We start from the raw sequence: 25,449 nt of genomic DNA, 5'->3' as shown, positions 1-25,449 counted from the left end.
CGAGATGAAGGTCTCAGTCCTCGTCAGAGGATGAGCTCTTCTGGGTCGCAAGGGGGGATTATGTCGACGCGATGATTCGCGATTGTACGGAAACGCCAAAAATGGCTTAGGCCATATTTTGATGGTTAACGGGGCGTACGGGCGAGCGGCCGACCGCGCCACGCCAAACCAGTCTAAGTTTCCGACACCATCGGACCGACCTTGCCGGCCAACTGCTTGCGCCCTTTGGTCGTCGCCTGCGTGTAATAGGTCGGCTTGCTCAGCTGCCCCGGCGTCGCGCCCGCAAAGCGCTTGATCTCGCGGATCAGATGCGACTGGTCGTAAAAGGCATCGCCGAGCTGCGCCGAATCGAGCCCTTCGCCGCGCGCCAGCGCCGATGCGGCCCGCACCGCGCGATATTTGCGCGCCAGCATCCGCGGCGACAGGCCGTAATAATGCTTGGTCATCCGTTCGACCGACCGGATCGACATGCCGGTGGCATCGACCAGTTCGGGAACCTGTGGGGAGGGCGACGCGGTCAGCCACTCGTCGACGGTGCGGATGAACCACAGCGGCGGCGCTTCGCCGCGGGTCAGCACCTCGCGCGCAAAATTATTGCCGATCACCAGCTTGGCTTCGACGTCCGCCGCCTGTTCCAGCGTTGTCGCCACATCTTCGATCCACGGTCCGAACCGGTCGGTGGCATCGAGCGCGCGATCGGTCAGCTTTTCGGCATCGTCACCCATCAACGCCGCCCACCCCGCGGGCAGCAGACCAAAGCCGAACAACTGCGCCGGGCAGTTGCTGATTGCGCGCACCCGGCCGCTGGTCGGGCCGATGATAATCGCGCGTGACACCGGTGCGTGGTGGCCGTCGGCAAAAATATACTCGCCATCAGCATTGGTAACGAAACGAAACTGCGGCCGGTCGGCGCGCTCATACTCGTCGAATTTCGGCAGATTCAGGCGAGCAAAATAAAAGCTCGACACCATGTCCGCCAGATCGGGATCCGGCGGAAAATAGTGCAGTTCGAACGGCGCGCTGCCGTCCGCGTCTGAACGCGAGGATGAAACTTCTGACATGACGAACCCAGACCATGGCAGCCTTTCCCCAGGCCGCCTTGTTATCTGGAACAAATCATTTGCATTTCTTCACTGCGCGTCAAGCGCGAAGTTTATAATTTTATTACCCTTGCGACGCCGCGATCCACGCATCGACCCGCCGTTCGAGGATGTCGAGCGGCACGGGTCCCGATTCGAGCACGACGTCGTGAAAGGCGCGATAATCGAACTTGGCGCCCATCGCCTCCTGCGCGCGACCGCGTAGTTCCATGATCTTCAACTTGCCGATCAGATAGGCGGTCGCCTGACCTGGATAGACGATATAGCGCTCGATGGCCTTCTCGATGTCGCCGTCGGGGTTGGGCGTGTTGTCCTTGAGATATTTGATCGCCTGCTCGCGGCTCCAGCGCTTGTCGTGGATGCCCGTGTCGACGACTAGCCGACACGCGCGCCACAGCTCCATGCCCAGCCGCCCGAAATCGCTGTAGGGGTCGGTGTAAAAGCCCATGTCCTTGGCCAGTTCCTCGGTATAGAGGCCCCAGCCCTCGGTATAGGCTGTGAAACCGCCGAAGCGGCGGAAAGGCGGCAGGCCGGTAAGCTCGGTCTGCACCGCGCGCTGCAGGTGATGGCCCGGGACGCCCTCATGATAGGCGAGCGCCTCCAGTTCGGTCTTGGGCATGTCGCGCAGGTCGTAGAGGTTCACATAATAGGTGCCGGGTCGCGAGCCATCGGGCGAGGGCGACTGATAAAACGCCTTACCCGCCGATTTTTCGCGAAACGCCTCGACCGCTTTTACCTGCAACGCAGCCTTGGGCAGCGTGTTGAAAAAGGCGGGGAGGCGCGCTTCCATCGCCTTGGTCCGCGCATCGACTTCGGCCAGATAGGCTTCGCGCGTCGTGTGATAATATTGCGGGCTGGTGCGCAGATGTTCGAAAAACTGCTGTAGCGTGCCCTTGAAACCGACCTTGGCCATGATCGTCTTCATCTCGCCGTGGATGCGCGCGACTTCGGACAGGCCGAGATCGTGGATCTGCGTCGCGGTCATGTCGGTCGTGGTGTAATTGGCGAGCAGCGCCTCATAATAGGCCTTGCCGTCGGGCAGCCGCCACACCCCGTCCTGTGTCGGAGCACTTGCTTGCTGGCGCTTCATCTCTGCCAGCAGGCGACCATAGGCGGGACCGGCGCTGTCCGCCCATGCGGCCTTCGCCGCGGCGGTCAGCCGCGTCTTTTCGGCGGCGTCGATGTCGAGCTTGGCGACCTTCGCAGCCAAATCCTCGACGACCGCATTGTTCGGCGCTTGCAGATTGCCGATATCCGAAATCAGGTAGGCATAGACCCATTTCGGCGGCTGAACGCCATTGGCGGCGCGCGTCACCGACTGGGCGGTCAGGGCATCGAGCACCGGGCCAAGTCCGCGAATCCGCGCGATATAGGCTTCGGCCTCGGCAATATTTGCGACGCGGTGGATGTTGATCAGGAAAGCGGGGAGCTGGCTTTGCGGGCCGTTCATCTGGTCAAAGACATAGCCGCGGTCGCGGAACGGGAACAACCGCTCGGCGCGCGCGGCCTGCGCGTTGAACAGCTCGAACGACAGCGCCTCGTCAGTGGACATCGTGGCGGGATCAAAGCTGCCGCGCATCGCCTCGGCGGTCGCTTGCTGCAATTTGTGGCTCGCGACCGCGGCCTCGTCGCTGACGTCGTTCCAGCGGCCATAATCACCATCGCGGATGCCGCGATACGCCTTGCCCTGCGGGCTGAGCGATAGCTGCGCGGCGTCATAATTGTCGAAGAATTGCGCGAGGTTTGCTCCGGCAGGCACCGCGTCGGGAGCGGCCGCCAATGCTGCGGTAGCTGGAGCCTCCTGCACCGCGGCGGGCGCGCAGCCCGCGACGGCGAGCAGCGCGAGGCCGGTGGACAGACGAGCGATGATGAGAAGCTGCGACACGATTTTCTCCCGGTTTTTCCGATGGCTTTTTGGCGATACCCAATAGGTTGAGGCAGGGCTTGCCATAGCGGCGCGGGGCGCGCAATGGCGGGCCATGTCGCTCTTCGCCTCCGCCGCCGACGCCGCCTATGCGCTGGTCCGCCCGATCATCCACGCCACCGATGGCGAGGCGGCGCACAATCTGACGCTCAGCGCGCTCCAGCCCTTGCCGCGCGCGCGGTCCGCTTTGACCAGCCCGGTGCTGGCGACCGAACTGGCCGGACTGCATTTCCCCAATCCGGTCGGCCTTGCGCCAGGTTTCGACAAGGATGCGCGCGTCGCGCATGCCATGCCGCATTTCGGCTTCGGATTTGTCGAAGTCGGCACGCTGACCCCGCTGCCGCAGGACGGCAATCCGCGCCCGCGGCTGTTCCGGCTGGTCGAGGATGGCGCTGTGATCAACCGCATGGGCTTTAACAACGGTGGACAGGCTAAGGCGGCTGAACGGATCGCTTGTCTGCTCCGCCACGGCCTGCCGGTGCCGCTCGGGATCAACATCGGCGCCAACAAGGACAGCGCCAACCGCATTGCCGATTATGCGAAGGGCACGACGGCGATGGCGCCGCTCGCCGATTATCTGACCGTCAACATCAGTTCGCCGAACACGCCGGGGCTGCGCGCGCTGCAGGACAGGGGCGCGCTTGAGGCGCTGCTCGACGGTGTCGCCGCAGCGCAGCCAGAGGGTGGGGCCAAACCGGTTTTCCTTAAGGTCGCGCCCGATCTGGAACCCGCCGACATCGACGATATCGTTGCGGTGGCGCTCGGCAAGGGGCTAGCCGCGGTCATCGTGTCGAACACCACGGTCACGCGCCCGGCGCTGGTATCGCGCCATGCGGCGGAGGCGGGCGGCCTGTCGGGCGCCCCGCTTGCCAAACTGTCGCTTGAGCGCGTCCGAGATTTCCACGTTGCCAGCGGCGGCAAAGTGCCGCTGGTCGCCGCGGGCGGCATCGCTTCGGCCGAGCAAGCATGGGAGCGCATCCGTGCGGGCGCCAGCCTCGTGCAGATCTATTCGGCGATGGTCTATGCGGGGCCGGGGCTTGCGGCGCGCATTGCGCAAGGGCTGGAAAAGCTGGCGGTGCGCGATGGGTTCGCGCGCGTGGCCGACGCGGTGGGTGTGGGCGAATAAATTCTCCCTGCGGCGAAGCCGTGGGGAGCGGGACCGCTCGCGAAGCGAGGGGTAGAGGGGCAGCAACGGGTGCACCATCGCCCCTCCGTCCGCGCTTTGCGCCGCCACCTCCCCATCGCTGAGCGACAGGGAGGATCGGTTGGGCTTGCACTCCCCCCGACCCCGCGCCAATGTCGCCGCCATGTTGAAAAGATTCCTGCCGCTCGCCGCGGTCTTCGCCCTGACCCTTCCGTCATCCACCCTTGCACAGGGTGTCACCTCGTCCGCCGACTCGCGCGCGACCGAGGCCGGGCATCAGATTTTGCAACAGGGCGGCACCGCCGCCGACGCCGCGGTCGCGATGGTCGCGGTGCTGACATTGGTCGAACCGCAATCGAGCGGTATCGGCGGCGGCGGTCTGATGCTGCACCATGATGCAAAGGATGGCAGCATATCGACAATCGACGGCCGCGAAATGGCGCCCGCGTCGGCCAAGCCCGATCGCTTTCTCGGCGCCGACGGCAAGCCGCGCGGCTATTCTGACGCGATCCCGGGCGGCCTGTCGGTGGGCATTCCCGGCAACATGCGGCTGATGGAAATGGCGCACAAGAAATGGGGCAAGCTGGAATGGGCGGCGCTGTTTCAGCCCGCGATCAAGCTAGCCGAAGAGGGTTTCGAGGTTACCCCGGTGCTGCACAATTGGATGACGCGGTTCGAATCCTTGTGGAAGGATTTTCCCGAAGCGCGTGCGATCTATTATGTCGATGGCAAGCCGGCGCCGGTCGGGACGCGGATCCGCAATCCCGCCTACGCCGCCCTGCTGCGCGATGTCGCGGCGCGCGGTCCCGATGCGTTTTACAGCGGCGCGAATGCCAAGGCGATCAGCGACGCGGTTGCCAATGCACAGCGCAACAAAGCGACGCTGACGGTTAAGGATGTCGCGGCGTACAAGGCGAAAGAGCGCCCGGCGGTCTGCACCAGCTACCGCATTTACAAGGTGTGCGGCATGGGGCCGCCCTCGTCGGGTGCAACCACCGTGCTCGGCATTCTCGGCATGGTCGAGGGGTGGGACATGAAGGCGATGGGGCAGGACAATCCGATGAGCTGGCACTTGCTCGCCGAGGCGATGCAGCTCTCCTACGCCGACCGCTCGGCCTATCTGGGCGATCCCGATTTCGTCGATGTCCCGGTGACCGGCCTGCTCGACAAAAAATATCTGGCCGAGCGCCGCCAGCTGATCTCGCCGTTCGGCGCTGCGGGGCGCTACGAGCCCGGCACCCCGCCGGGGGCCACGCCGCGCGCCGCCGCTGTTCCGATCCCCGAGCAGGGGACGACGCATTTTGCGGTGGCGGACAAGGCGGGCAATGTCGTGTCGATGACCTCGACGATCGAGAGCATCTTTGGCAGCCACCTGATCGCCAACGGCTATTTCCTCAACAACGAACTCACCGATTTCGACCTTGCGCCAGTCCAGAACGGGGTACCGACGGCCAACCGCGTGCAGGCCGGCAAGCGCCCGCTGTCGTCGATGTCGCCGACGATCGTTTATGGCCCCGATGGCAAGGTCGTGCTCGCGGTCGGCTCGGCGGGCGGCAAGCGCATCATCATGCATGTGACAAAGGTGCTGGTCGGCGTGCTCGACTGGGGACTCGATGCCAAGACGGCGATGGAACTGCCCAATCTCTATTTCGGCGATCGCGGCGTGCTGATTGAAAACACCGACGCGGGCGAGGCGATGGCCGTGAAGATGAAACCCTTCGGCTACAGCTTCACGCCTACCGACCTCGGTTCCAAGCTCAACGCGGTCGAGCGCGTCGGCGACGGCTGGCGCGGCGCCGCCGATCCGCGCGGTCCGGGAACATCGTCGGTGGATGGCGCGCCGCCGCAAGGCTAAGCTACAACGATAACAGGTCAAAATTCGCGGAGAGTGACAGGCATGAAGCTGGACAATCCCCATCTCGACCATTTTCCGAGTCTGGTCGCGATGTTCTTCGACCGCGCCGAAAAGGGCGGTGAAGATCCGTTCCTGTGGCGCAAGGCTGATCGCGTCTGGCATCCGCTGAGCTGGCGGCAGGTCGCGAACCAGGTCGCGGCATTGGCGCATGGGCTGCGCGAGATGGGGTTGAAGGACGGCGATCGCGTCGTGCTGGTCAGCGAAAATCGCCCCGAATGGTGCATCGCCGACCTCGCGATCATGGCTGCGGGTTGCATCACCGTGCCGACCTACACCACCAACACCGAACGCGATCACCAGCACATCCTCGACAATAGCGGGGCGAAAGCGGTGATCGTTTCGACCGCCAAGCTGGCGCGCACGCTGATGCCTGCGGTCATGCGGTCCGACGCCAATATCGTCATCAGCATGGAAAGCCTGCGCGTCGGGCAGCAGGGCGATGTGGCGGTACGCGACTGGCAGTCGCTGGTTACCGGCGGCGAGGCGCATCAGGGCGACTCCAAGGCCCGCGCCGCCAAAATGACGCGCGATGACACCGCGTGCCTGATTTACACCAGCGGCACCGGCGGCGCGCCGCGCGGCGTCATGCAGCATCATGGCGCGATTCTGCACAATGCCGCGGGCGCCGCCGAAGTGCTGGTCAATGATTTCGGCATCGGCGACGAGGAGGTGTTTCTGTCATTCCTGCCGCTCAGCCACGCCTATGAGCATTCGGGCGGTCAATTCCTGCCGATCATGGTCGGCGCACAAATCTACTATAGCGAAGGTCTGGAAAAGCTGGTTTCGAACATCGAGGAAACGCGCCCGACGATCATGGTCGTCGTGCCGCGCCTCTTCGAAGTCATCCGCGCGCGGATGATCAAGTCGGTCGAAAAGCAGGGCAAGCTCGCCAACTGGATGCTCAACCAGGCGCTGCGCGTCGGCGAGAAGGATTATGAGCGTCGCATGGGCGTGCTCGACCGGCCGGTCGACCTGATCCTCGACAAATTGTTCCGGCCGAAGATCCAGAAGCGTTTCGGCGGGCGGATGAAGGCGCTGGTGTCGGGCGGCGCGCCGCTCAATCCTGAAATCGGGGTGTTTTTCCACTCGATCGGGCTGACCCTATTGCAGGGCTATGGCCAAACCGAGGCAGGGCCGGTGATCAGCTGCAACCGCCCCAGCGCCGGAATCAAGATGGACACCGTCGGTCCGCCGCTGATGAACACCGAGGTCAAGATCGCCGACGACGGCGAGATATTGGTGCGCGGCGAGCTGGTGATGAAGGGCTATTGGCGCAATGACGCCGAAACCGCGCGGGTGCTGGTGGATGACTGGCTGCACACCGGCGACATCGGCCATATCGATGCGCAAGGTCGCATTGTCATCACCGATCGCAAGAAGGACCTGATCGTCAACGATAAGGGCGACAATGTCTCGCCGCAGCGCGTCGAGGGAATGCTAACGATCCAGCCCGAGATATTGCAGGCGATGGTCTATGGCGACAAGCGCCCGCACCTTGTCGGCTTGCTCGTTCCCGATCCCGAATGGATGGCCGAATGGGCCGAGGCCGAGGGCCTGCCGAAAGAGCTGTGCCGCCTGCGCGAGCATGAAAAATTCCGCGCCGCGATCCGCGCTGCGGTCGACCGCGTCAACGGCCAACTGTCGGTGATCGAAAAGGTCCGCAAATTCGATTTCGCCGACGAAGCCTTTTCGATCGAGAATGAACAGATGACGCCGTCGATGAAGATCCGCCGCCATGTGCTGCGCGAGGTTTATGCGGACAAGATTGCGGCGCTGTATAAGGGCTAAATATTGAGGCTAACCCCAACCCGTTCGTGTCGAGCGAAGTCGAGACACCCATCGGCTCGGAGTTTGGTCGAGGGGCATCTCGACTTCGCTCGATGCAAACGGACCCAGAGGGGCCGTTGTGAATAAAGCAGACGGGGTTGCGACCCGAAGAGCTCGGCACAAACCGGTCCCCGCCTGCGACTGAACCGCTGGTTCAGCCAGCGTCCCCCGCCGGTTTGCGATAGGGGACGAATTCGCCAAAAACGCAGGTCGGGCCGCGAATGCCGCTCGACCGATCGACCAGATGGAAAAAGTCGCCTTCGCAGGTCGACGATCCGAACTGGCGCACGACCATGATATCGCTATCGCGCGCGAGGCCGGGGCAACTGTTCTTAAGGTCGTTGCGGTACACCAGATTGCCGCCCGAACGATACAACAGGATGCTGTCCGAGACGCGGATGGTGTCGTTGCTGCGATAATTGGGCAGGCATCTCATCGGCTCGCCAGGAATCTTGCCAGCCAGCTGCTTGTCCAGCCGTTCGGCCTGTTTCGGGGTGAGCGCCGCGGCGCCCGGCTCGGTGGTGCCAGCGGGAGCGCAGCTGGCGATCAGCGGCGCCGCTGCGAATAGCAGCGCGGCGCGCATCGGGTTCAGCGTGGCCATGATATTGCTCCTTGAGAAGAATCTGGATAGCCCGCGCGGATGAACTGGCGCTGAAGTAGCATCGTCACGCGGCGTCCTTCAGTGCGCGGATACGCCCGAGTTCGGCGGCATCGGGTGCGCGCAAAAAGGGGTTTGTGGCGCGTTCGGCTCCGATCGTCGTCGGCACTGTCGCCTCTCCGGCAGCGCGCGCCGCTTCGACCGCGACCAGCCGCGCCGCGAGGGCGTCATTGTCGGGATCGACCGTCACCGCAAAGCGCGCGTTCGACAGCGTATATTCGTGCGCGCAATACACCCGCGTCGCATCGTCTAGCGTGGCCAGTTTCTGCATATTGGCGAACATCTGCTCGGCGGTGCCTTCGAACAGGCGGCCGCATCCCATTGCGAACATCGTGTCGCCGACGAAGATCGCGGCGTCGTCGGCAAAATGATAGGCGATATGGCCCGCGGTGTGCGCAGGGACGTCCCAAACGCTGGCGACATGATTGCCGAGATGAACCGTATCGCCGCCCGTGACCTGGACATCGAGCGTCGGGATGCGTGCATGTTCAGCCGCCGGACCGGTGATCGTGCAACCTGTCGCGTCCTTGATCGCAGCATTGCCGCCGGTGTGGTCGGGATGCCAGTGGGTGTTCCAGATGTCGGTGATCGTCCAGCCCCGCGCGGCGGCGGCCTCGAGCACGGGATCGGCAACCGCGGGATCCACGACCATCGTCGCCTGGCTCTCTCTATCATGGACCAGCCAGACATAATTGTCGCTGAGCACCGGAATGCGGACGATTTCGAGTGCAGTCATGCGTCGCTCCTTTCGATCACCGGCCTCATGCTCATCAGACGGAGACGCGGGCGCGACGCCTTGGTTGCACGGCCCTACCAGCTACCTGTGTTTGGCATTGACGACCAAGGTTCCTGCGGCGGTAAATGACCGTCCTGTAGCAGCTCGACCGAAATCCCGTCGGGTGAGCGGACAAATGCCATATGACCATCGCGCGGCGGGCGGTTGATCGTCACCCCGGCGTCCATCAGCCGCTGGCACGTCGCGTAAATATCGTCGACGCGGTACGCCAGATGGCCGAAATTGCGCCCGCCCGCATATTGCTCGGGGGCGCTGCCGTCGTCGGGCGGCCAATTATAGGTCAGCTCGACCTCGGCGACGCCATCCTGCCCCGGACAGGCGAGGAAAATCAGCGTGAAGCGTCCCTGCTCGCTGTCGAAACGGCGGACTTCTTCCAGCCCGATCAGGTTGAAAAATGCGACGGTGGCGGCGGGATCCGATACGCGGATCATGGTGTGGAGATATTTGGTCATGAGACCATTCTACGCGCGAAGGCTGCATCCTTCAAACGCTTCGAACAAAGATACGAATTCATCGGGCACCGGCGTCGGCGCGCCCTGCGATTCGGCGACATGGACACTGACCTCCAGCCCCGTCGCGCGCAAGTCATCCTTCCCGGCGCCATGCAGTTCGAACAGAAAGGTCATCGAGCTGCGCCCGACGCGCGCGCAGCGCACGCAAATATCGACTTCTTCGTCGAGCAGGATCGGCACCTTGTAATCGACCTCGGCGCGCGCGACGTGGAATTCGGGGCTCGTGTGTCCGGGCCAGCGATCATAGACGCCCGCGGCGCGCCAATATTCGGTGATGCCGATGTCGAAATATTCGAGGTAACGGCTGTTGAACACGACGGCCTGGGCATCGATTTCGGCGTAGCGGACGCGTTTGATGACGCTAAATTTGAAGTCGCTGCGGGCCATGATAATCCTTTAGTTTGTTGTCGTGAGCCGCGCGACGGTGTCGATCAGCAGCGCGATGTCGGTTTCGCGCGACAGGCGGTGGTCGCCGCCCTTGACCAGCGTGACCTGCACGTCGTCGCTGGCAATTGCCGCCGACAGGCGCAGGCTGATTTCGGGCGGGACGTCGCCATCGTCCTGCCCGTGCAGCAGGCGCACGGGGCAGGTGAGCGGGATTTCGGTATCAAGCAACCGGTTCGCCTCGCCCGACTGGAAAAACCCGCGCGTCGTCACATAGGGCTGGTCGCTGTACGTGGTTTCTTCGCGGAGCTCGCCTTCGGCCAGGATGATCGCCTTTTCGCTATCGCTGAATCCCCAGTCGGTGAAATCGGGCGCCGCGGCGATGCCGATCAGCCCAGCGACACGCCCCGGCCCGTCGCGCTGTATCAACGCCAGCGCGGTGAGGAGCATCAGCCAGCCGCCCATCGACGATCCGACGATGATCACCGGACCCGCGGCGCGGGCGTCGATCAGGTCGAGCACATCGCCGCGCCAGTCGAGCAACGCCTGGTCGGCGAACAGCCCGTCCGATAGCCCGCAACCGGCGTAGTCGAGCAGCAGGCAGGCGCGACCTTCGGCGGCCGCCCAATCGAACAGCGCGGTCGCCTTGCCGCCCGCCATGTCGGACAGATAGCCGGGCAGGAAGACGATCGTTGGGCCCGTCCCCGCGACATGGTGATAGGCGAGGCGGGGGCGGCCCGCGCGGTCGAGATATTCGGGACCAGCGTCCACCGCGGTCAGATAACCCAGTCGATCGTATTCATCTGCATCGCAGCCTGCCCCTTCGCGGCGCGCTGCTCGACCATGATCTTGTTGAGCCTGCGAATCGTGTCGCTGCCGGTGGTGATGCACCAGCCGGGGACGACGGCATGGACCAGCGCACACAGGCCGCCATAGATCATCGTCACCCCGAATTTCGACGCGACCCCGAAATGCTCGATGTAATTTTCATCGACCGCCTTGGGATGGTCAACGAACAGGCGCTTGAACATGGAATGCCTCCCTTCCGGCTGCCGCTGCCCTAGCGAGCGATCGATCGGCTCGCAAGGGCAGGGCCCGGTTGGGCGCTCATTCGGCGAGGAAGTCGTTGACGGCCTTGGCAAAGATTTCGGGCTGGTCGAGCATGATGAAGTGACGGCTGCCCGGCACAATTTGGGCGGTGAATTTTGCGACGCCGACATATTGCGGTTCGAACGCCGCCTTGGCGCGTTCGGCGGGCATCAGGCTGTCGTCTTGTGCATAGAGCAGGGTCACCGGCGCGGTCACCGCGGTCAGTTCGCCGCGCATGTCGGTGGTCATCACATCATGCAAGACCTGCGCCGTCACCCGCGCATCGGCGGCGCGCATCCAGCCGAGGACAGCGGTGCGCCCGGCGGGCTGGTTCGACATGCTGCCGACCATGCTCACCGGGCCGGGATCGCTGACCGGCCCCGTCGGCGCGGGCTGGCCATGCTGGGCGCGCATCATCGCCGCCATCTGCTCGGCTTGCGGTTTCACGCTGTCCACCGTCGCCGCGGGATTGAACAGGGTGCCGATAAAGGGCAGCGCATCGACGATCATCAGCTTGCCGACCTCCCGCGGGACGCGCGCCGCGATCATCAATCCGGTCAGTCCGCCCATCGAATGGCCGATGATCGCGGGCGGCGCGCCGCCCTGATCGGTAACGCAATCGTCGATATAATCGGCAACTTCGCGCATCATCGGGTCAAGCACCGGCCCCCCGGCATTGACCCCTGCGTCATCGCCAAAGCCGCGGATCTGGACCCGGTGCAGCCGGTATTTGTCCTTCAGCCGGTCGGTGGTCACGTCCCACACGGCGCGCGGACTCGACAGACCCGGAATCAGCACGACATCGGGACCATCGCCCTCGACCAGCACGGTGATGCGTTTGCCCTCGACCAGCCCGGTCGGACAGGGCTCGGCGGCATCGGCGCGGCCCGCGATCAGGCCGACCGCAAGAATAAAGGTCGCGGCAACAGAAGTATGTCGTTTCATGGCGTTCAATCTCTCAGGAAAATGTCTTCGATCGGCAGCCCGAACAGGTCGGCGATGCGAAAGGCGAGGGGGAGCGAGGGGTCATATTTTCCCGTCTCGATCGCGTTGACCGACTGGCGCGATACCTCCAGCCGCTCGGCCAGGTCGCCCTGGCTCCAGTCGCGCTCGGCGCGCAGGACTTTCAGGCGGTTTTTCACGGGCAGGGTCCGCCATCGCCGATGGTGACCTTGTTGACGAGCGATCCGACTGCGAGTCCCATGCACCAGACCGGGAACACATAGAATAGCTGTACCCGCGGCACATTGGTGAACAGCTCCAATATGCCCCAGCCGCTGGTGAGCGCGAGCGTCAGGCCCGTCGCGACCAGCATTTTGCGGATTTCCAGCATCCGGACATATTCATCCTTCAGCTCGGCGACATAGCTTGCCATCGCCCAGATGAAGCCCGAGGTCGCGAGCGCAGGGACGAGCGCAATGGTCACGGTCAGCAGCGTCGCCGCCGCATCGTCGGGAATGAGCCAGCTCGCCAGCATCACCGCGGCGATATAGGCGACGGAAAGCAGGATCATACGGCGCATATAGCGACGCTGCGCGGGGTTCTTTGCCACCGGTCAGCCCTCCTGCGGGCGGCAGCGCGCCGAACCGGCGACGATCGCGACCATGACGAGTGGCAGCACCGTCACCAGGCTGTTCGCCACGTCGGCGCGGATGATGTCGGCGGCTCCCAACAGGGCGATGGCGAGGATAGCGATCGCCCAGGGCAGGGCGCGCAGCATTTGCGGCATTGGTCAAGCTCCCTTGTTAATTAGTCAAGGAGCTTTGACACTATGGTTCGCAATTGTCAAGCGACATTGACTAAGTGACAAGCTTGCCACTCATCGAATGCCGGTTCGTTGCAGCGATGCAAAAGCTGGAACTAGCGAAGGTGCTCGCGAAAATCGTGACGCCAGCGCCAGTTGAGCAGGTGCGCGGTGACAAGCGCCACCGCGCCGAGTGACGTCAACAGCCGGTCGGTGGATTCAGGATCGGGCAGCGCCAGCCAACCTTCGTGCGCTGCCAGCCCCGCCGCCAAAAAACCGACTCCTGTCGCGGCAAGCATGGCGGGCAGCGCCCGGCCGTGCCGCCGCCAACCATCCTTCATGGCAAAGGTCGCGGCGGGCAGCGCCAGCATCAATATGGCCTCATGCACCCATTCGGGCATCGCGATCCATGTGCCGAGCGCGGGCGCGAGCAGGATGAGCAGCGGCAGTGCGAGGCAATGGACGAGACAGGTCAGCGACAGTGTGATCCCCAACAGGTCGGCAAAGCGCGGGCGCGCGGCGGGGATACACATGACGGCAGATCTTTCGCGGGAGGGGCCTGCCGTGCGAGATAGCGATACAATGTATCATTGCAACTCCGATTGTGAATCCGCCCCTTGCCGCCCCCCACGCATGCTGGCAAAGGAACCCGGCAATTTTGCCCAGAAAGGCTATAGTTTCGATGTCCCAGATGATCCGCGTCACCCTTCCCGATGGCTCTGCCCGGGACGTCGTGCGCGGGACCACCCCGGCACAGATTGCCGCCGACATCGGACCCGGCTTGGCCAAGGCTGCGCTTGCCGCGCGGATCGATGGCGAGCTGCGCGACATCATGCGCCCGCTGGAGGAAGATACGAACCTGGCGTTGGTGACGAGCCGCGACGAGGCTGATGCGCTCGAACTGGTGCGCCATGACTTTGCGCATATTTTGGCCGAGGCGGTGCAGAACCTGTTCCCCGGCACGCAAATCACCTTTGGCCCGTCGACCGGCGACGGCTTCTATTATGACTTCGCACCCACCGCCGAGCATGGCCCCTTTCGCGACGAAGAACTGCCGCTGATCGAGGAAGAGATGCGCCGGCTGATCGCGGCCGACCTGCCGCTGACGCGCGAAGTGTGGGAGCGCGACAAGCTGATCGCCAAATGGCAGGCCGATGGCGAGATGTTCAAGGCCGAATGGGCCGCCGAACTGCCCGCGAACGAGGAGCTGACAGTCTATCGCTCCGGTGGCGGCTGGATGGATATGTGCCGCGGCCCGCACCTCGCCTCGACCGGCAAGCTCGACCCTGCGGCGTTCAAGCTGACCCGCGTATCGGGTGCCTATTGGCGCGGCGACCAGAAGAACGCCCAGCTCAGCCGCATCTATGGCACCGGCTGGCTCAATAAGAAGCAGCTCGCCGAACATCTCGTCCGGCTGGAGGAAGCCGCCAAGCGCGATCACCGCAAGCTGGGGCAGGAAATGGACCTGTTCCACCTCCAGGCCGAAGCGCATGGTTCGGTGTTCTGGCACCCCAAGGGCTATATGATCTGGCGCGAGCTGGAGGCCTATATGCGCCGCGCGATCGACGGCGCGGGGTACCGCGAGGTCAAGACGCCGCAGGTGATGGACGCGCGCCAGTGGGAACAATCGGGCCATTGGGGCAAATATCGCGAGAATATGTTCGTGATCCCTGATGAAGTGCCGAACGTCGAGGATGACGGTCCGATCATCTCCGACGACGCCGAGTGGATGGCGCTCAAGCCGATGAACTGCCCGGCGCATGTGCTGATCTTCCGCCAGGGAATGAAGTCGTACCGCGACCTGCCGCTGCGCTTGTATGAAAATGGCTGCTGCCACCGCAACGAACCGCATGGCGCGCTGCACGGATTGATGCGCGTGCGTCAGTTTACGCAGGACGACGCGCATATTTTCTGCCGCGAGGACCAGATCGTCAGTGAAGTGCAGGCTTTCTGCGCGCTCGCCGACCGCATCTACAAGGAATTCGGTTTCACCTACTCGATCAAGCTCGCGCTGCGCCCCGAAAAGCGCTTCGGGACCGAAGAGATGTGGGACATGGCCGAAACTGAGCTGCGCGCCGCGGTCGTCGCTGCAGGCCTCAACACCCCCGAATATGGCTGGGAAGAACTGCCGGGCGAGGGCGCTTTTTACGCGCCGAAGCTCGAATGGCATTTGACCGACGCGATCGGGCGGACGTGGCAGGTTGGGACGATCCAGTCCGACCGCGTGCTACCCGACCGCCTCGACGCATCCTACATCGCCGAGGATGGCGAGCGCCACCGCCCGGTGATGCTGCACCGCGCGATTTTTGGTAGCTACGAGCGTTTCATCGGGATCTTGATCGAACATTTCGCGGGCAAGCTGCCCGTCTGGCTGGCGCCGGTGCAGGCGGTCGTCGCGACGATCGTCAGCGACGCCGATGACTATGCCAAAGACGTTGCGGCGCAGCTGGCGGCGGCGGGGGTGCGCGTCGAAACCGACCTGCGCAACGAAAAGATCAACTACAAGGTCCGCGAACACAGCCTGGCCAAGGTTCCGCACCTGCTCGTCGTCGGCAAGCGCGAAGCCGACGAAGGCACGGTCGCGATCCGCACCCTCGGGCAGGAAGGCCAGCGCATCCTGTCGCTCGCCGAAGCGATCGCGCTGCTCAAGGGCGAAGCGACCCCGCCCGACCTGCGTCATTGATCGTCACGCCCGAACGTCGCCCGCGCCGGTGGCGGCGCTGGCTGCTGTTGCTGGCGCTGTTTGGCGTGGCTCTTCTGGCCAAGGGCTATTGGAATGCGACGCGCGATCCAGTGGTCCGCACCGCGATGGTCGCGGTCGCCGACTGGCCGGCGGGGCAGCCACCGCTGAAACTGCTGTTGCTGTCGGACATCCATGTCGCCGGCCCGGACATGCCGCCCGAACGGCTGGTAAAGATCGTTGTCCAGCTCAACCGACTGCGCCCCGATCTGGTGCTGATCGCGGGCGATCTCGTCAGCGAAAAGCGCAGTGCGACGCATATTTACACCGCCGCCGAAGTCGTCGCGCCGCTCGGCAAGCTGCGCGCGCCGCTGGGCGTGGTCGTGGCGCCGGGCAATCACGACCATTGGTTCAAGCCCGACGCGCTGCGCGGCGAACTGGAACAGCGCGGGCTGCGCGTGCTGCAGAATGAAGCGGTCAAGCTCGGTCCGCTGATCATCGGCGGTGTCGACGACGATTATTCGGGACACGACGATGTCCCCGCGACGCTTGCTGCAATGGACCGTCTCGGTCCCGGCGTCCCGCTGCTTCTGACGCACAGCCCCGACATCATCCCCGATGCAAAGCGCCTGGTCGCCGCGATCTTCGCCGGCCACACCCATTGCGGTCAGATCCGCTTCCCCTTCGTCGGCGCGCTCACCTATGTCTCGCGTTACGGCGACCGCTTCGCGTGCGGCGACATGACCGACAACGGCCAGCGCGTCTTCGTCGGGTCAGGACTAGGGACCAGCCTGCTGCCGCTGCGCTATCTGACGCCGCCCGATGCGTGGTTGGTGACCCTCGGCCCGAAGAGCGTTACGCCATGAGCGAAGCTCATCATCGCCATGGCGCTTACATAGGCCGCCACGCGGCGAGCGAGCGTCTGCCGCGGCACCGCCATGCCGACCCCTATGTCGCACTCGTGCTCCGCGGCGGCTATCAGGAAGCGGGCGACGAGGGCCGCTTCGCCGCGCGGCCCGGCACAGTGATTGTTCACGGATGCTGGACCGCGCATCTCGACCGCTTTGGCGCATGCGGCGCCGAGGTGCTAAATTTGCCGACGGTCGCGGGCCTCGCGCCCGGAGTTGGCACGATCGACGATCCGGACGCGGTGGCCCGCATGGCCGAACGCGATCCGCTCGCCGCCGCCGCGCATCTTCGCAACGGCTTTAACCGTCACGCTGTCGGCATGGCCGACTGGCCCGACTTGCTTGCCGAGGCGCTTCGCACCGATCCCGATCTCGCCCTGGCGCAGTGGGCCCGGCGGATGAAGCTTGAACCGGCCTCGGTCAGCCGCGGCTTCGCGCGCGCCTATGGCGTCAGCCCCAAACGCTTTCGGCTTGAGGTGCGGACGCGCCGCGCGCTTACGGCGCTGGGCGATTGGCGCGGAAGCCTTGCCGATCTGGCCGCTGATCATGGCTTCGCCGATCAGGCGCATCTGACCCGCTCGGTTGGCGCGATGACCGGGGTTCCGCCCGTCGTCTTGCGGGCAAAGTCCGTTCAAGCGCGGGGCGATCAAACCGGTTAAACCGGTGCCATGGATCGCCGTCTCTTCCTTGCCGCATCGCTCGGCAGCCTCGCTATTCCCACCCTCGCGCACGCGCAGCGCCCGCCAATGCGCACGCGCTGGAAAGTTCGTGCATCCGAAGGGTTCGACGCGCTGGCCTTCCTCGGTCCGCTCGCGGGCGGTGAGCTCTATCTCCCCTATTACGAGGCTGACGCCAACGCCTTTGCGCCGCGTCTTGCCGCCGCCGTCCGATCGGATATTCCCGCTTTGTCGAAAGAGGCCGAGCGCAGCGGCTTTGGCCTGCTCGGACCGAATTTGTCAGTGCTGTTCTCCAACGGCAGCGACGCCGATCTGCCCACCTTGATCGCCAGCGTCGCGGCCCCCGACGCGCGGCTGTTTCGGGCTTATCGGGCCAGCCCCTATTGGAACGAGAACGACTGGCGCTGGTTTGTGGGCGTCGCGCCTCGGCTCAAGGCGCTGTTCGAAGCGATGCAGGCGGCGGGTTTTGCAGCCTTCCGCGACGAGCGCGCGGGCGCTGTCACGCGGCGGATCGCCGAGCTCGATCGCGATCTCGCCGATTATGATGTCATTCGACTGCACGAAAAGCTGACCGGTCGGGTTTTCGATCCGCTGATCGAGGTGGTGTTGCTGCAATTTTGCAAACCGCACGGGATCAAGGTCCAGGGCCAGACCTTCCTTCAGGCCGCCGACTGGAACACCCCGATCACCGTGCGCAATGCCGCTCACGAAATGCTGCACCCGCCGGTACCGATGGACGGTTCCGCGGCGCAGGCGGCGCTCGCGGTGCTGGCGCAGGATCCACTGATCCCGCGCGTCGTGGCGGACCATGACCCGAAATGGGGGTACACCACGCTCGAAGGGCTGCTCAACGAGGATATTGCGCAGGCGCTCGATCAATTGATCAGCGAGGCGCTTGGCGTTGCGCGCAATCCCGCCGATCGCTGGCGCAATGCGGACGACGGCATCCATGTGCTCGCCGGCGCCATCTACGGCATGCTGCGCCACGATCGATGGATTGAAACGGGTGGGTCGATCGAGGCGTGGCTGGCGGGCGCGGTGCGCGCTGGGCGCTTCGATCCCGGACGGCTGCATGCGGTCGCCGCGCAGGTGCTCGAACGTCCGGTGAATGCACTATGGCCGCTCGCCTGAACTTGGCGGCAAGGGGCTAGGCGCCGCTGCACTCTTGCAGTATCGGCCGGGGCGCCCCTGCGGGCGCCCGGAGGATTCCCCTGCTTATTGCTCACGAATTTCGCACGCTGGCCACTGCGCCATGACCAGTCTCGCCCAGCTTGTCGGTCTTGCCCCGCTCACCCTTGCCGGTGCCGCGGCGATGACCTTTGGCGCGGCCTATGTGCGTGGGCTCACCGGGTTCGGGATGGCGATCATCCTTGTGCCGCTTCTAGGCTTGATCATCACCCCGGGCGAGGCGGTGGTGCTCGGCATTTTGTTGCAACTGCTGATCGGGCCAGTGGGGATGAAGGTGATCCTCGCCGATGCCGATCGCTCGACCGCCGTACCGATCGCGCTGGTCGCGATGGCGACAACGCCGCTCGGCATGATCGCGCTCGATGCGACGACGCCCGACGTGGCGCGGCTGCTGATCACGCTGGTCGCGGTCGGCGCCTTCGTCGCGGTGCTGCTGCCTAAACAGCCCGAGGGACATCGGCCGGGCCGGCTGGCGATTGGTGGCACCGGCGTGGTGTCGGGAATCCTGACCGGCTTTGCGGCGATGCCCGGCCCGCCGGTCGTCCCCTTCTATCTGCGCAGCGCGTTGCCGCCCAAGACCTCGCGGGCGTCGATGATGCTGATCTTTTTCGCCACGGCGATCGCCGGGACGCTGGCGGCGCTCTGGGTCGGGATCGCCACCTGGCGGTTGCTGATCCTGTCGCTGCTGCTCTTCGCGCCGATGTGGATCGGCAATTATGTCGGCGGACGCCACTTCGGCCGCGTCGCACCGCATGTATGGCAGGCGATGGTCGCGGTCGTGCTGGGCGTCGCTGCGGTGGCGGCGGTGGCGAGACTGATTTAGGAAGAAGATGAAAAATACTATATTGGCATGATGAAAACTATTCAGTACCTATTCCTTGTAGGAAAGGAATCATGTCATGGGAAAATATGATCCTCTCGGCGATCATCTGCGTTCGCTTTCCGACACCAGCTGGAACGCAAATTTCACCGAGATTGAAGAGATTTTGGGTTTTCCGCTGCCACCGAGCGCTCATAGCCACCGCGCTTGGTGGTCCAACCATGTCGGCGGCAACCATAGTCAGGCCGCTGTGTGGGTCGAGGCGGGTTGGGAAACACGTGAAATCGATCAGCGTCGCGGACATGTTCGATTCGAGCGTTCAAAGACAGCGGGTCGCGGCCCAGGGATCGTTGCGGACGACGAACTGTGGGCGCAAGCCGAACGGATCAGTGGGATCAAGGATCGCAAAGAGTTGGAGCGGGCGGCTCTGATGGCGCTTGTCCAGCGCGAGGCTGCTCGGTCGTTGGCGTTAATGGGCGGAACCATGTCCGATGCTGTCTCAGCCCCGCGTGAACGGCCTTTTGAATGATCCTTGTCGATACATCGGTCTGGATCGATCATTTGCGCCGTGCGAATTCTGCGTTGGTGTTGGCCTTGTCGGAGGACGGCGTTGTCCAGCATCAATTCGTCACGGTAGAACTGGCGCTGGGGTCGCTCGAGGAGCGGGAAAAATTCGTGTCGATGCTCGGGCTGCTTCCCGCGGCTCCGGTCGTTACGCAGCGTGAATTGCTATCTTTCGTGACTGAACATCGACTGCACGGCACTGGGCTTGGCATGGTCGATGCACATCTGCTCGCGTCCGTCACCCGCCTGCCGGACGCATCATTGTGGACGCTTGACAAACGATTGGCGGCTCAAGCCACACGGCTGGGCCTCGCTTCCGACGGCTGACCGGTCAAAGACTCCGCAAAGCCTGCGCCGGTTTCGCCGACAACAACGGCCAGCTGCCCGCGATACCGATCAGGAACGACAATCCCGCCCCGCCGATCAGCGTCGCGCCGACAATCAGCGGATCGGGGGCGAAGGTGAATTCGAACAGGCTGACCACGACATAGCGCGCTGCGATCAGGCCGAGTCCGAGCGCGAGCACCGCCAGCACCGCCGCCAGCACCGCATATTCCATCGCCTGCGCGCCCAATATCTGGCGCCGCGTCGCGCCGAGCAGTTTCAGGATCACGCTGTCGTACACGCGTCGCTCGCGGCTGGCGGCAATCGCGCCGATCAGGACGGCGATTCCGGCCAGGATCGCAATGCTCGCCGCCGCCGCGATCGCCTGGCTCATCTGGGTGAGCAAGGTCGTCACCTGCGACACGACGTCACGTACCGCGATTAGCGAGGCGGAGGGGAAGGTGCGCGGGATGCTGCGCGCCAGCTCGGCTTCGGCTTTGGGATCAACGGCGACGGTCGCGACCATATTGTGCGGCGCCGCGTCGAACGCGCCGGGCGAAAACACGAGCACATAATTCAGCCCGAAATTATCCCACTGCACGGTGCGAAAGGATGCGACCCTGGCCTGCACCTCGACCCCCAGCACATTGACGCTGAGCGTGTCGCCGATCTTGAGGCCCAGCGAAGTCGCAACCTCCTCTTCGACGCTGACCAGTGGCGGTCCCTTGTAATCCGCGGCCCACCATTGGCCGCCCACCAGTTCGCTGCCATTCGGCGGTACCGCGCTGTACGTCAGCCCGCGGTCGCCGCGCAGCACCCACGCGCCTTCGGGAAGTTCGGCGAGTTCGTCGACGCGCTGGCCGCGAAATTCGGTGACGCTGCCGCGCAGCGCCGGGATCATGTTGATCTGCGCGTCGGGGGCGGCCTTGGCGACGAGATCGCGAAATTGCGCGGCGCCGTCGCGCGGCACGTCGAGCACGAAAAAGCTCGGCGCGCGCTGCGGCACGGTGCGCGCGATCTCGTTGGTGATGCTTGTCTGGATCGCAGCAAGCGTCACGAACAGGGTCAGCCCGAGCCCCAGCGCCACAACCAGCGCGCCGGTCGAGGCGCCGGGTCGGTGCAGGTTGGCCAGCGCGAGGCGCAGCAGTGGCCGGCGCGGGCGGGGCAGGCGGCTCGCAATGCGGCGCACCAGCCAGCCGAGCCCGACGAGGATCAACAGCAGACCGATCGCGGCACCGATAAAGCCGAGTGCAAACAAAGGCTCGCGCGCGGTGCCGACCGCCAGCGCAACGATCGCGATCAGTGCGACCGCCACGGCAATCAGCGCGGGGCGGTCGATCCGCGCCGCCTTGTCGACGGTGGCGCGATAGAGCCCCGCCGCCGGAATATGCTTCGTGGCGGCGAGCGGCGGCATGGCAAAGGCGATGGCGATCAGCAGCCCATAAGCGGCGCTGACTGCGAGCGGGAGTGGATAGAGCGCGAAGCCGGGGCGGACGGGCAGTACGTCGCCGGCAATCGCGCCGATTGCGATCGGCGCCAGCGCGCCGACGACCAGGCCTGCGACGATCGACACCCCGGCTACCGCCAGTATCTGCAAGCCAAAGATGCGGAGCACCGTCGCGCTGTCGGCGCCGAGAACTTTCAGCGTCGCCAGACCCGGACGTTTCCCCGCCAGATAGCTCGCGACGCCATTGCCGACGCCGATCCCGGCGATGACCAAGGCGGCAAGGCCGACAAGCGACAGGAACTGGCCCATGCGCTCGATAAAGCGCCGCGTTCCTGGCGCGCCGTTGCTGCGGTCGGTGATGTCCCAGCCCGCGCCGGGGAATTCGGCGGTCAGCGCCTCGCCGACCGCTTCGGGGTTGGAGCTGTCGGGCAGGCGGACGCGATATTTGCTTTCGAAAAGGCTGCCCGGCTGGATCAGCTGGGTCGCGGGCAGGTCGGCGATACCGATGATCGCGACAGGGCCAAGGGTGAAACCTTCGCCCAGCCGGTCGGGCTCCTCGGCGATGACGCCGTCGATCAGGAACGGTTTTTCGCCAAACTTCACCCGTTCGCCGACGTTCAGGTCGAGCCGCGACGCGAGATCCTTGCCGATCCAGATGCTGCCCGCGGGCGGGGGGCCGCGGCGCGCGCCGCTTTCCAGCCGCAGCGCGCCATAGAGCGGATAGGCTCCATCGACTGCCTTGAGTTCGGACAATAGCGCGTCGCCTTCGGGCGCGTTGGCCATCGCGCGCATCCGCACGGTTGACGATGTCGCTCCTGCTTTGCGGAATGCCGCGATTTCTTCGGCGGTCGCCTCACGCTGCGGAATGCCGAATTCGATATCGCCGCCCAGGATCGTCTGCCCGCGCACCTCGAGTTCGGAGGTGATGCCGCGCGTCAGGCTGCCGATCGCTGCGAGCGTCGCGACGCCGAGGAAAAGGCAGACGGCGAGTAGCCGCAACCCGCGGATGCGCGTCGCAAGGTCACGGCGCGCGATCCGCCAGAGGGAGGCGAGGGGGAGCACCTAGGCGGCCCGCTCTTCGATTTTCCCATCGTGCATCACGACAACCCGGTCGCAATGCTGCGCCAGCTCGGGATCGTGCGTGATGATGAGCAACGTCGCGCCCAACGCCGCGCGGCGTGCAAAGATAAGGTCGATGATCGCGTGACCCGTCGCGGTGTCGAGATTGCCCGTCGGCTCGTCGGCAAAGATGATCGCGGGCGAGCTTGCCATCGCGCGGGCGATCGCAACGCGCTGCTGCTCGCCGCCCGACAGCTGCGCCGGATAATGGGTCAGGCGGTGGCCAAGCCCGACGGCTTCGAGTTCGGCCGCCGCGCGCCCGAACGGATCAGCGATCCCTGCCAGTTCCAGCGGCACCGCGACATTTTCCAGGGCGGTCATTGTCGGCAGCAGGTGAAACGCCTGGAGCACGATGCCGATGCGGCCGCGGCGCGCGCGCGCCAATTCGTCCTCGTCCATCGTGGTGAAATCGAGCCCCGCAACACGGATGCTGCCGCCATTGGCGCGCTCCAGCCCCGCTAGCACCGCCATCAGCGAGCTTTTGCCCGAGCCCGACGGGCCGAGCAGCGCGACCGAGGCGCCCGCGGGCACCTCCAGATCGACGCCGCGCAATATTTCGACCGGGGCCTTGTCGCTGCCGAGGGTCAGCGTCACATTATGAGCGGCGATCGCCATGTCAGGCGCCACGGCCTGAGGGGGTCGAGTGTCGGGCAAGGAGAGAACCCTTTGGAAAAGAGAACGGCCGGATGGCGCTCTTACGCATTATATGGTTGCGCGATCGCGCTTTGCCAACCGCTCGCCGCATGCGGATCGGCGGAAACCCCGGCGGCTTCGACCAACGACAAGGTCGCCGCCAAGGCAGCCCCTGCCGTCCCCGCCAACGCACCGCTGGTTATCGCGTTCGGTGACAGCCTTTATGCGGGATATCAGCTTGGCCCGAAAGAAGGGCTGTCGCCGCAATTGCAGGCGGCGCTGGCCGCCGACGGCGTGGTGGCGCGGGTGCAGAATGCCGGGGTGTCGGGCGACACCACCGCGGCGGGGCGCCAGCGGCTGACCTATGTGCTCGATAATGCGAAGGTGAAGCCGGCGCTGGTGCTGCTCGGGCTGGGCGGCAACGACATGCTGCGCGGCATCGGCCCCAACCAAACGCGCGCCAACCTCGACGCGATGCTTGCTGAGCTCAAGAAGCGCGAGATTCCGGTGCTGCTTACGGGCATGATGGCGGCGCCGAACATGGGCAGCGATTATGCGAAGAAATTCAACCCTATCTATTCGGAACTCGCCGCCAAATATGATGTCAGCTTTTACCCCTTCATCCTCGACAATGTCGTGACGGACAAGGCGCTGATGCTCGGCGACAATATGCACCCCAATGCAAAAGGGGTGACGGTGGTGGCGGAAGCGCTGGCGCCGCTGGTCGAGCAGGCGCTGCCGAACGCGGACTAAAACATCTTCCCTGTCGCGCAGCGATGGCGAGGTGGCAGTCCGAAGGACTGACGGAGAGGGACTTTGGCGCTACTTTCGCCGCCCCTCCACCCCTCGCTTCGCGAGCGGTTCCCTTCCCCATCGCTGCGCGACAGGGAGGAATCTAACTCCCCCGCGGCCCGAACAAAATAATCGCCGCGCCGCCCAAACACACCGTGGCACCGATCAGATCCCAGCGGTCAGGCTCGGCGCCCTCGATCGCCCACAGCCACAGCAAAGCCGCGACGATATACACCCCGCCATAAGCCGCATAGCTACGCCCCGCATGCTCGGCATCGACCAAGGTCAGCAGATAAGCAAACAGCGCCAGCGACACTGTGCCGGGCGCTAGCCACCACGCCGACTTGTCGAGCCGCAGCCAAGCCCAAAAGGCAAAGCAGCCCGCAATTTCTGCGAGCGCGGCGGCGATATAGAAGAAGGCGGTCATCGGCTTACCGTGGCCGGTCGTGCTGCAAATGAAAAGGGGCGACCAAGCGGCCGCCCCTTCCTGTTTCGTTGCTGACCGAAAGATCAGAAAGCGAAGCCGACGCCCGCGACGAAGGTGTCGAAATCGCCAAAGTTCTCGATGAACTGGTGACGATATTCGGCCTTGGCGTACAGGTTCTGGCCCAGCTTGTGCTGGTAGCCCGCGCCGACATAGGGATCGTCGATGTCGCTGAAGGTGTAGCCACCGGTGACATAGGCCTTGCCGTTCGCGCCAACCTTGGCACCGACGCGGCCGCCGGCCGAGAACTGGACGTCGGCACCGTCAACAAGCACCTTGTCGCCCGCAACTTCGGCGCCGACGAATGCGGCCGAGCCAAGGTCGAAGTCATAACCGGCGGCGAGGCCAAGCGTGCCTTCGTCGATGCCGTTGCCGGTGATCAGGCCGCCGCGCACTTCGACGCGGCCTTCGCCGCCTTCGGCCGCCATGGCGGGGGTTGCAACGATGGCCGTCAGGAGAGCGGCTGCAACTGCGAATTTCTTCATTTTATTTTCCTTCTGCTTTTACATGGCCACGCCCTTTGGGTCGCGGTCCACCGCCTAAATGGCGTTCGCAGCTGTCGCTTCAATGAACGGAAGGGTCATCATGTGACAATTTTCTTACCTGTGTTATTTTTACCACACAGTACAGAATAGCTATGCAATCGCGATGCGTCGAATCTGGCGCTTATCTGCCAATTAAAGGTGAGGCGGTTGCGATCCGACAAAGCCGGATGGCACA

Annotated in this window: 28 protein-coding genes; 11 read left to right on the top strand and 17 right to left on the bottom strand. The window is 64.5% G+C overall.

Features of this window, described 5'->3' with window-relative positions; genetic code table 11:
- Positions 1 to 173: 173 nt before the first annotated feature.
- The gene (locus CDQ92_RS09470; protein WP_088441121.1) at positions 174 to 1,061 is read right to left on the bottom strand and encodes an AraC family transcriptional regulator; all 888 of its coding nucleotides are present in this window, start codon (positions 1,059 to 1,061) and stop codon (positions 174 to 176) included.
- Between the two features lie 103 nt (positions 1,062 to 1,164).
- The gene (locus CDQ92_RS09465; RefSeq protein ID WP_229667313.1) at positions 1,165 to 2,985 is read right to left on the bottom strand and encodes a DUF885 domain-containing protein; all 1,821 of its coding nucleotides are present in this window, start codon (positions 2,983 to 2,985) and stop codon (positions 1,165 to 1,167) included.
- 94 nt (positions 2,986 to 3,079) lie between these two features.
- Between CDQ92_RS09465 and CDQ92_RS09460 the strand changes: the two genes are divergently transcribed.
- From CDQ92_RS09460 to CDQ92_RS09450, 3 genes are all read left to right on the top strand, one after another.
- A complete protein-coding gene (locus CDQ92_RS09460) occupies positions 3,080 to 4,150 on the top strand; it encodes a quinone-dependent dihydroorotate dehydrogenase (protein WP_088441119.1) in 1,071 nt (356 codons plus the stop codon).
- A gap of 181 nt (positions 4,151 to 4,331) precedes the next feature.
- Positions 4,332 to 6,023, top strand: a complete 1,692-nt coding sequence (gene ggt / locus CDQ92_RS09455) for a gamma-glutamyltransferase (protein ID WP_088441118.1) — start codon at positions 4,332 to 4,334, stop codon at positions 6,021 to 6,023.
- Positions 6,024 to 6,065: 42 nt separating this feature from the next.
- Positions 6,066 to 7,871: an AMP-dependent synthetase/ligase gene (locus tag CDQ92_RS09450; protein WP_088441117.1), complete on the top strand. Its 1,806-nt coding sequence runs from the start codon at positions 6,066 to 6,068 to the stop codon at positions 7,869 to 7,871.
- A 193-nt stretch (positions 7,872 to 8,064) separates the two neighbouring features.
- Here the strand turns inward: CDQ92_RS09450 and CDQ92_RS09445 are convergent, their stop codons facing one another.
- The 11 genes from CDQ92_RS09445 to CDQ92_RS09400 form a co-directional block, all read right to left on the bottom strand.
- On the bottom strand, positions 8,065 to 8,511 hold the full coding sequence (locus CDQ92_RS09445; RefSeq protein WP_088441116.1) for a hypothetical protein: 447 nt from the start codon (positions 8,509 to 8,511) through the stop codon (positions 8,065 to 8,067).
- A 64-nt stretch (positions 8,512 to 8,575) separates the two neighbouring features.
- Complete coding sequence (gene gloB / locus CDQ92_RS09440; protein WP_088441115.1) at positions 8,576 to 9,304, bottom strand: hydroxyacylglutathione hydrolase; 729 nt, start codon at positions 9,302 to 9,304, stop codon at positions 8,576 to 8,578.
- Between the two features lie 74 nt (positions 9,305 to 9,378).
- On the bottom strand, positions 9,379 to 9,816 hold the full coding sequence (locus CDQ92_RS09435) for a VOC family protein (RefSeq protein WP_088441114.1): 438 nt from the start codon (positions 9,814 to 9,816) through the stop codon (positions 9,379 to 9,381).
- A gap of 9 nt (positions 9,817 to 9,825) precedes the next feature.
- Positions 9,826 to 10,263, bottom strand: a complete 438-nt coding sequence (locus CDQ92_RS09430) for an acyl-CoA thioesterase (protein ID WP_088441113.1) — start codon at positions 10,261 to 10,263, stop codon at positions 9,826 to 9,828.
- Positions 10,264 to 10,272: 9 nt separating this feature from the next.
- A complete protein-coding gene (locus tag CDQ92_RS09425; protein ID WP_088441504.1) occupies positions 10,273 to 11,040 on the bottom strand; it encodes an alpha/beta fold hydrolase in 768 nt (255 codons plus the stop codon).
- Complete coding sequence (locus CDQ92_RS09420; RefSeq protein WP_088441503.1) at positions 11,037 to 11,291, bottom strand: DUF6356 family protein; 255 nt, start codon at positions 11,289 to 11,291, stop codon at positions 11,037 to 11,039. Before CDQ92_RS09420 ends, CDQ92_RS09425 begins: the two co-directional genes overlap by 4 nt.
- A 76-nt stretch (positions 11,292 to 11,367) precedes the next feature.
- Positions 11,368 to 12,294 carry an alpha/beta fold hydrolase gene (locus CDQ92_RS09415; RefSeq protein WP_088441112.1) on the bottom strand — a complete coding sequence of 309 codons (927 nt, stop codon included), beginning with the start codon at positions 12,292 to 12,294 and terminating at the stop codon, positions 11,368 to 11,370.
- Positions 12,295 to 12,299: 5 nt separating this feature from the next.
- Positions 12,300 to 12,491, bottom strand: coding sequence for a helix-turn-helix transcriptional regulator (locus tag CDQ92_RS09410; RefSeq protein WP_088441111.1), 192 nt, complete (start codon positions 12,489 to 12,491; stop codon positions 12,300 to 12,302).
- The gene (locus CDQ92_RS09405; RefSeq protein WP_088441110.1) at positions 12,488 to 12,901 is read right to left on the bottom strand and encodes a hypothetical protein; all 414 of its coding nucleotides are present in this window, start codon (positions 12,899 to 12,901) and stop codon (positions 12,488 to 12,490) included. Before CDQ92_RS09405 ends, CDQ92_RS09410 begins: the two co-directional genes overlap by 4 nt.
- A gap of 3 nt (positions 12,902 to 12,904) precedes the next feature.
- Positions 12,905 to 13,078, bottom strand: a complete 174-nt coding sequence (locus CDQ92_RS21125; protein ID WP_158213815.1) for a hypothetical protein — start codon at positions 13,076 to 13,078, stop codon at positions 12,905 to 12,907.
- A gap of 131 nt (positions 13,079 to 13,209) precedes the next feature.
- A complete protein-coding gene (locus CDQ92_RS09400; protein ID WP_088441109.1) occupies positions 13,210 to 13,626 on the bottom strand; it encodes a MerC domain-containing protein in 417 nt (138 codons plus the stop codon).
- A 149-nt stretch (positions 13,627 to 13,775) separates the two neighbouring features.
- Here CDQ92_RS09400 and thrS point away from each other — a divergent pair, with 149 nt between their 5' ends.
- The 7 genes from thrS (at position 13,776) to CDQ92_RS09365 (ending at position 20,257) form a co-directional block, all read left to right on the top strand.
- On the top strand, positions 13,776 to 15,776 hold the full coding sequence (gene thrS / locus CDQ92_RS09395; RefSeq protein WP_088441108.1) for a threonine--tRNA ligase: 2,001 nt from the start codon (positions 13,776 to 13,778) through the stop codon (positions 15,774 to 15,776).
- Positions 15,773 to 16,639: a metallophosphoesterase gene (locus tag CDQ92_RS09390; RefSeq protein WP_229667310.1), complete on the top strand. Its 867-nt coding sequence runs from the start codon at positions 15,773 to 15,775 to the stop codon at positions 16,637 to 16,639. Before thrS ends, CDQ92_RS09390 begins: the two co-directional genes overlap by 4 nt.
- Entirely contained in the window at positions 16,636 to 17,340 is a 705-nt protein-coding gene (locus CDQ92_RS09385; RefSeq protein ID WP_088441107.1) for a helix-turn-helix domain-containing protein, read from the top strand. Before CDQ92_RS09390 ends, CDQ92_RS09385 begins: the two co-directional genes overlap by 4 nt.
- Positions 17,341 to 17,349: 9 nt before the next feature.
- Positions 17,350 to 18,489: a hypothetical protein gene (locus tag CDQ92_RS09380; protein WP_088441106.1), complete on the top strand. Its 1,140-nt coding sequence runs from the start codon at positions 17,350 to 17,352 to the stop codon at positions 18,487 to 18,489.
- A gap of 121 nt (positions 18,490 to 18,610) precedes the next feature.
- A complete protein-coding gene (locus CDQ92_RS09375; protein ID WP_088441105.1) occupies positions 18,611 to 19,369 on the top strand; it encodes a sulfite exporter TauE/SafE family protein in 759 nt (252 codons plus the stop codon).
- Between the two features lie 76 nt (positions 19,370 to 19,445).
- Positions 19,446 to 19,895, top strand: a complete 450-nt coding sequence (locus CDQ92_RS09370; protein WP_088441104.1) for a type II toxin-antitoxin system VapB family antitoxin — start codon at positions 19,446 to 19,448, stop codon at positions 19,893 to 19,895.
- A complete protein-coding gene (locus CDQ92_RS09365) occupies positions 19,892 to 20,257 on the top strand; it encodes a type II toxin-antitoxin system VapC family toxin (RefSeq protein ID WP_088441103.1) in 366 nt (121 codons plus the stop codon). The genes CDQ92_RS09370 and CDQ92_RS09365 overlap by 4 nt, the downstream gene beginning before the upstream one ends.
- A 4-nt stretch (positions 20,258 to 20,261) precedes the next feature.
- Here CDQ92_RS09365 and CDQ92_RS09360 read toward each other — a convergent pair whose 3' ends face one another.
- Positions 20,262 to 22,763 carry an ABC transporter permease gene (locus CDQ92_RS09360; RefSeq protein ID WP_088441102.1) on the bottom strand — a complete coding sequence of 834 codons (2,502 nt, stop codon included), beginning with the start codon at positions 22,761 to 22,763 and terminating at the stop codon, positions 20,262 to 20,264.
- On the bottom strand, positions 22,764 to 23,435 hold the full coding sequence (locus CDQ92_RS09355) for an ABC transporter ATP-binding protein (protein ID WP_088441501.1): 672 nt from the start codon (positions 23,433 to 23,435) through the stop codon (positions 22,764 to 22,766).
- Positions 23,436 to 23,486: 51 nt separating this feature from the next.
- Between CDQ92_RS09355 and CDQ92_RS09350 the strand changes: the two genes are divergently transcribed.
- Positions 23,487 to 24,206 carry an arylesterase gene (locus CDQ92_RS09350; protein ID WP_088441101.1) on the top strand — a complete coding sequence of 240 codons (720 nt, stop codon included), beginning with the start codon at positions 23,487 to 23,489 and terminating at the stop codon, positions 24,204 to 24,206.
- A 142-nt stretch (positions 24,207 to 24,348) separates the two neighbouring features.
- On the opposite strand, the gene CDQ92_RS09345 is transcribed toward CDQ92_RS09350, so the two are convergent.
- A complete protein-coding gene (locus CDQ92_RS09345; RefSeq protein WP_088441100.1) occupies positions 24,349 to 24,672 on the bottom strand; it encodes a YnfA family protein in 324 nt (107 codons plus the stop codon).
- Positions 24,673 to 24,755: 83 nt separating this feature from the next.
- Positions 24,756 to 25,214 carry an outer membrane protein gene (locus tag CDQ92_RS09340; RefSeq protein WP_088441099.1) on the bottom strand — a complete coding sequence of 153 codons (459 nt, stop codon included), beginning with the start codon at positions 25,212 to 25,214 and terminating at the stop codon, positions 24,756 to 24,758.
- Between the last annotated feature and the right edge of the window lie 235 nt (positions 25,215 to 25,449).

Origin of the sequence: Sphingopyxis bauzanensis, assembly GCF_002205675.1 — a bacterium.
GTDB classification, from domain to species: domain Bacteria; phylum Pseudomonadota; class Alphaproteobacteria; order Sphingomonadales; family Sphingomonadaceae; genus Sphingopyxis; species Sphingopyxis bauzanensis.
This window is presented reverse-complemented; position numbering and strand designations above follow the sequence as displayed.

Excerpts from the sequence above, each read along its gene's own strand:
- CDQ92_RS09470 (WP_088441121.1), bottom strand. The coding sequence starts at position 1,061 with ATGTCAGAAGTTTCATCCTCGCGTTCAGACGCGGACGGCAGCGCGCCG.
- CDQ92_RS09460 (WP_088441119.1), top strand. The coding sequence starts at position 3,080 with ATGTCGCTCTTCGCCTCCGCCGCCGACGCCGCCTATGCGCTGGTCCGC.
- ggt (WP_088441118.1), top strand. The coding sequence starts at position 4,332 with ATGTTGAAAAGATTCCTGCCGCTCGCCGCGGTCTTCGCCCTGACCCTT.
- CDQ92_RS09450 (WP_088441117.1), top strand. The coding sequence starts at position 6,066 with ATGAAGCTGGACAATCCCCATCTCGACCATTTTCCGAGTCTGGTCGCG.
- CDQ92_RS09445 (WP_088441116.1), bottom strand. The coding sequence starts at position 8,511 with ATGGCCACGCTGAACCCGATGCGCGCCGCGCTGCTATTCGCAGCGGCG.
- gloB (WP_088441115.1), bottom strand. The coding sequence starts at position 9,304 with ATGACTGCACTCGAAATCGTCCGCATTCCGGTGCTCAGCGACAATTAT.
- CDQ92_RS09435 (WP_088441114.1), bottom strand. The coding sequence starts at position 9,816 with ATGACCAAATATCTCCACACCATGATCCGCGTATCGGATCCCGCCGCC.
- CDQ92_RS09430 (WP_088441113.1), bottom strand. The coding sequence starts at position 10,263 with ATGGCCCGCAGCGACTTCAAATTTAGCGTCATCAAACGCGTCCGCTAC.
- CDQ92_RS09420 (WP_088441503.1), bottom strand. The coding sequence starts at position 11,291 with ATGTTCAAGCGCCTGTTCGTTGACCATCCCAAGGCGGTCGATGAAAAT.
- CDQ92_RS09415 (WP_088441112.1), bottom strand. The coding sequence starts at position 12,294 with ATGAAACGACATACTTCTGTTGCCGCGACCTTTATTCTTGCGGTCGGC.
- CDQ92_RS21125 (WP_158213815.1), bottom strand. The coding sequence starts at position 13,078 with ATGCCGCAAATGCTGCGCGCCCTGCCCTGGGCGATCGCTATCCTCGCC.
- CDQ92_RS09400 (WP_088441109.1), bottom strand. The coding sequence starts at position 13,626 with ATGTGTATCCCCGCCGCGCGCCCGCGCTTTGCCGACCTGTTGGGGATC.
- thrS (WP_088441108.1), top strand. The coding sequence starts at position 13,776 with ATGTCCCAGATGATCCGCGTCACCCTTCCCGATGGCTCTGCCCGGGAC.
- CDQ92_RS09385 (WP_088441107.1), top strand. The coding sequence starts at position 16,636 with ATGAGCGAAGCTCATCATCGCCATGGCGCTTACATAGGCCGCCACGCG.
- CDQ92_RS09380 (WP_088441106.1), top strand. The coding sequence starts at position 17,350 with ATGGATCGCCGTCTCTTCCTTGCCGCATCGCTCGGCAGCCTCGCTATT.
- CDQ92_RS09375 (WP_088441105.1), top strand. The coding sequence starts at position 18,611 with ATGACCAGTCTCGCCCAGCTTGTCGGTCTTGCCCCGCTCACCCTTGCC.
- CDQ92_RS09370 (WP_088441104.1), top strand. The coding sequence starts at position 19,446 with ATGGGAAAATATGATCCTCTCGGCGATCATCTGCGTTCGCTTTCCGAC.
- CDQ92_RS09365 (WP_088441103.1), top strand. The coding sequence starts at position 19,892 with ATGATCCTTGTCGATACATCGGTCTGGATCGATCATTTGCGCCGTGCG.
- CDQ92_RS09355 (WP_088441501.1), bottom strand. The coding sequence starts at position 23,435 with ATGGCGATCGCCGCTCATAATGTGACGCTGACCCTCGGCAGCGACAAG.
- CDQ92_RS09345 (WP_088441100.1), bottom strand. The coding sequence starts at position 24,672 with ATGACCGCCTTCTTCTATATCGCCGCCGCGCTCGCAGAAATTGCGGGC.
- CDQ92_RS09340 (WP_088441099.1), bottom strand. The coding sequence starts at position 25,214 with ATGAAGAAATTCGCAGTTGCAGCCGCTCTCCTGACGGCCATCGTTGCA.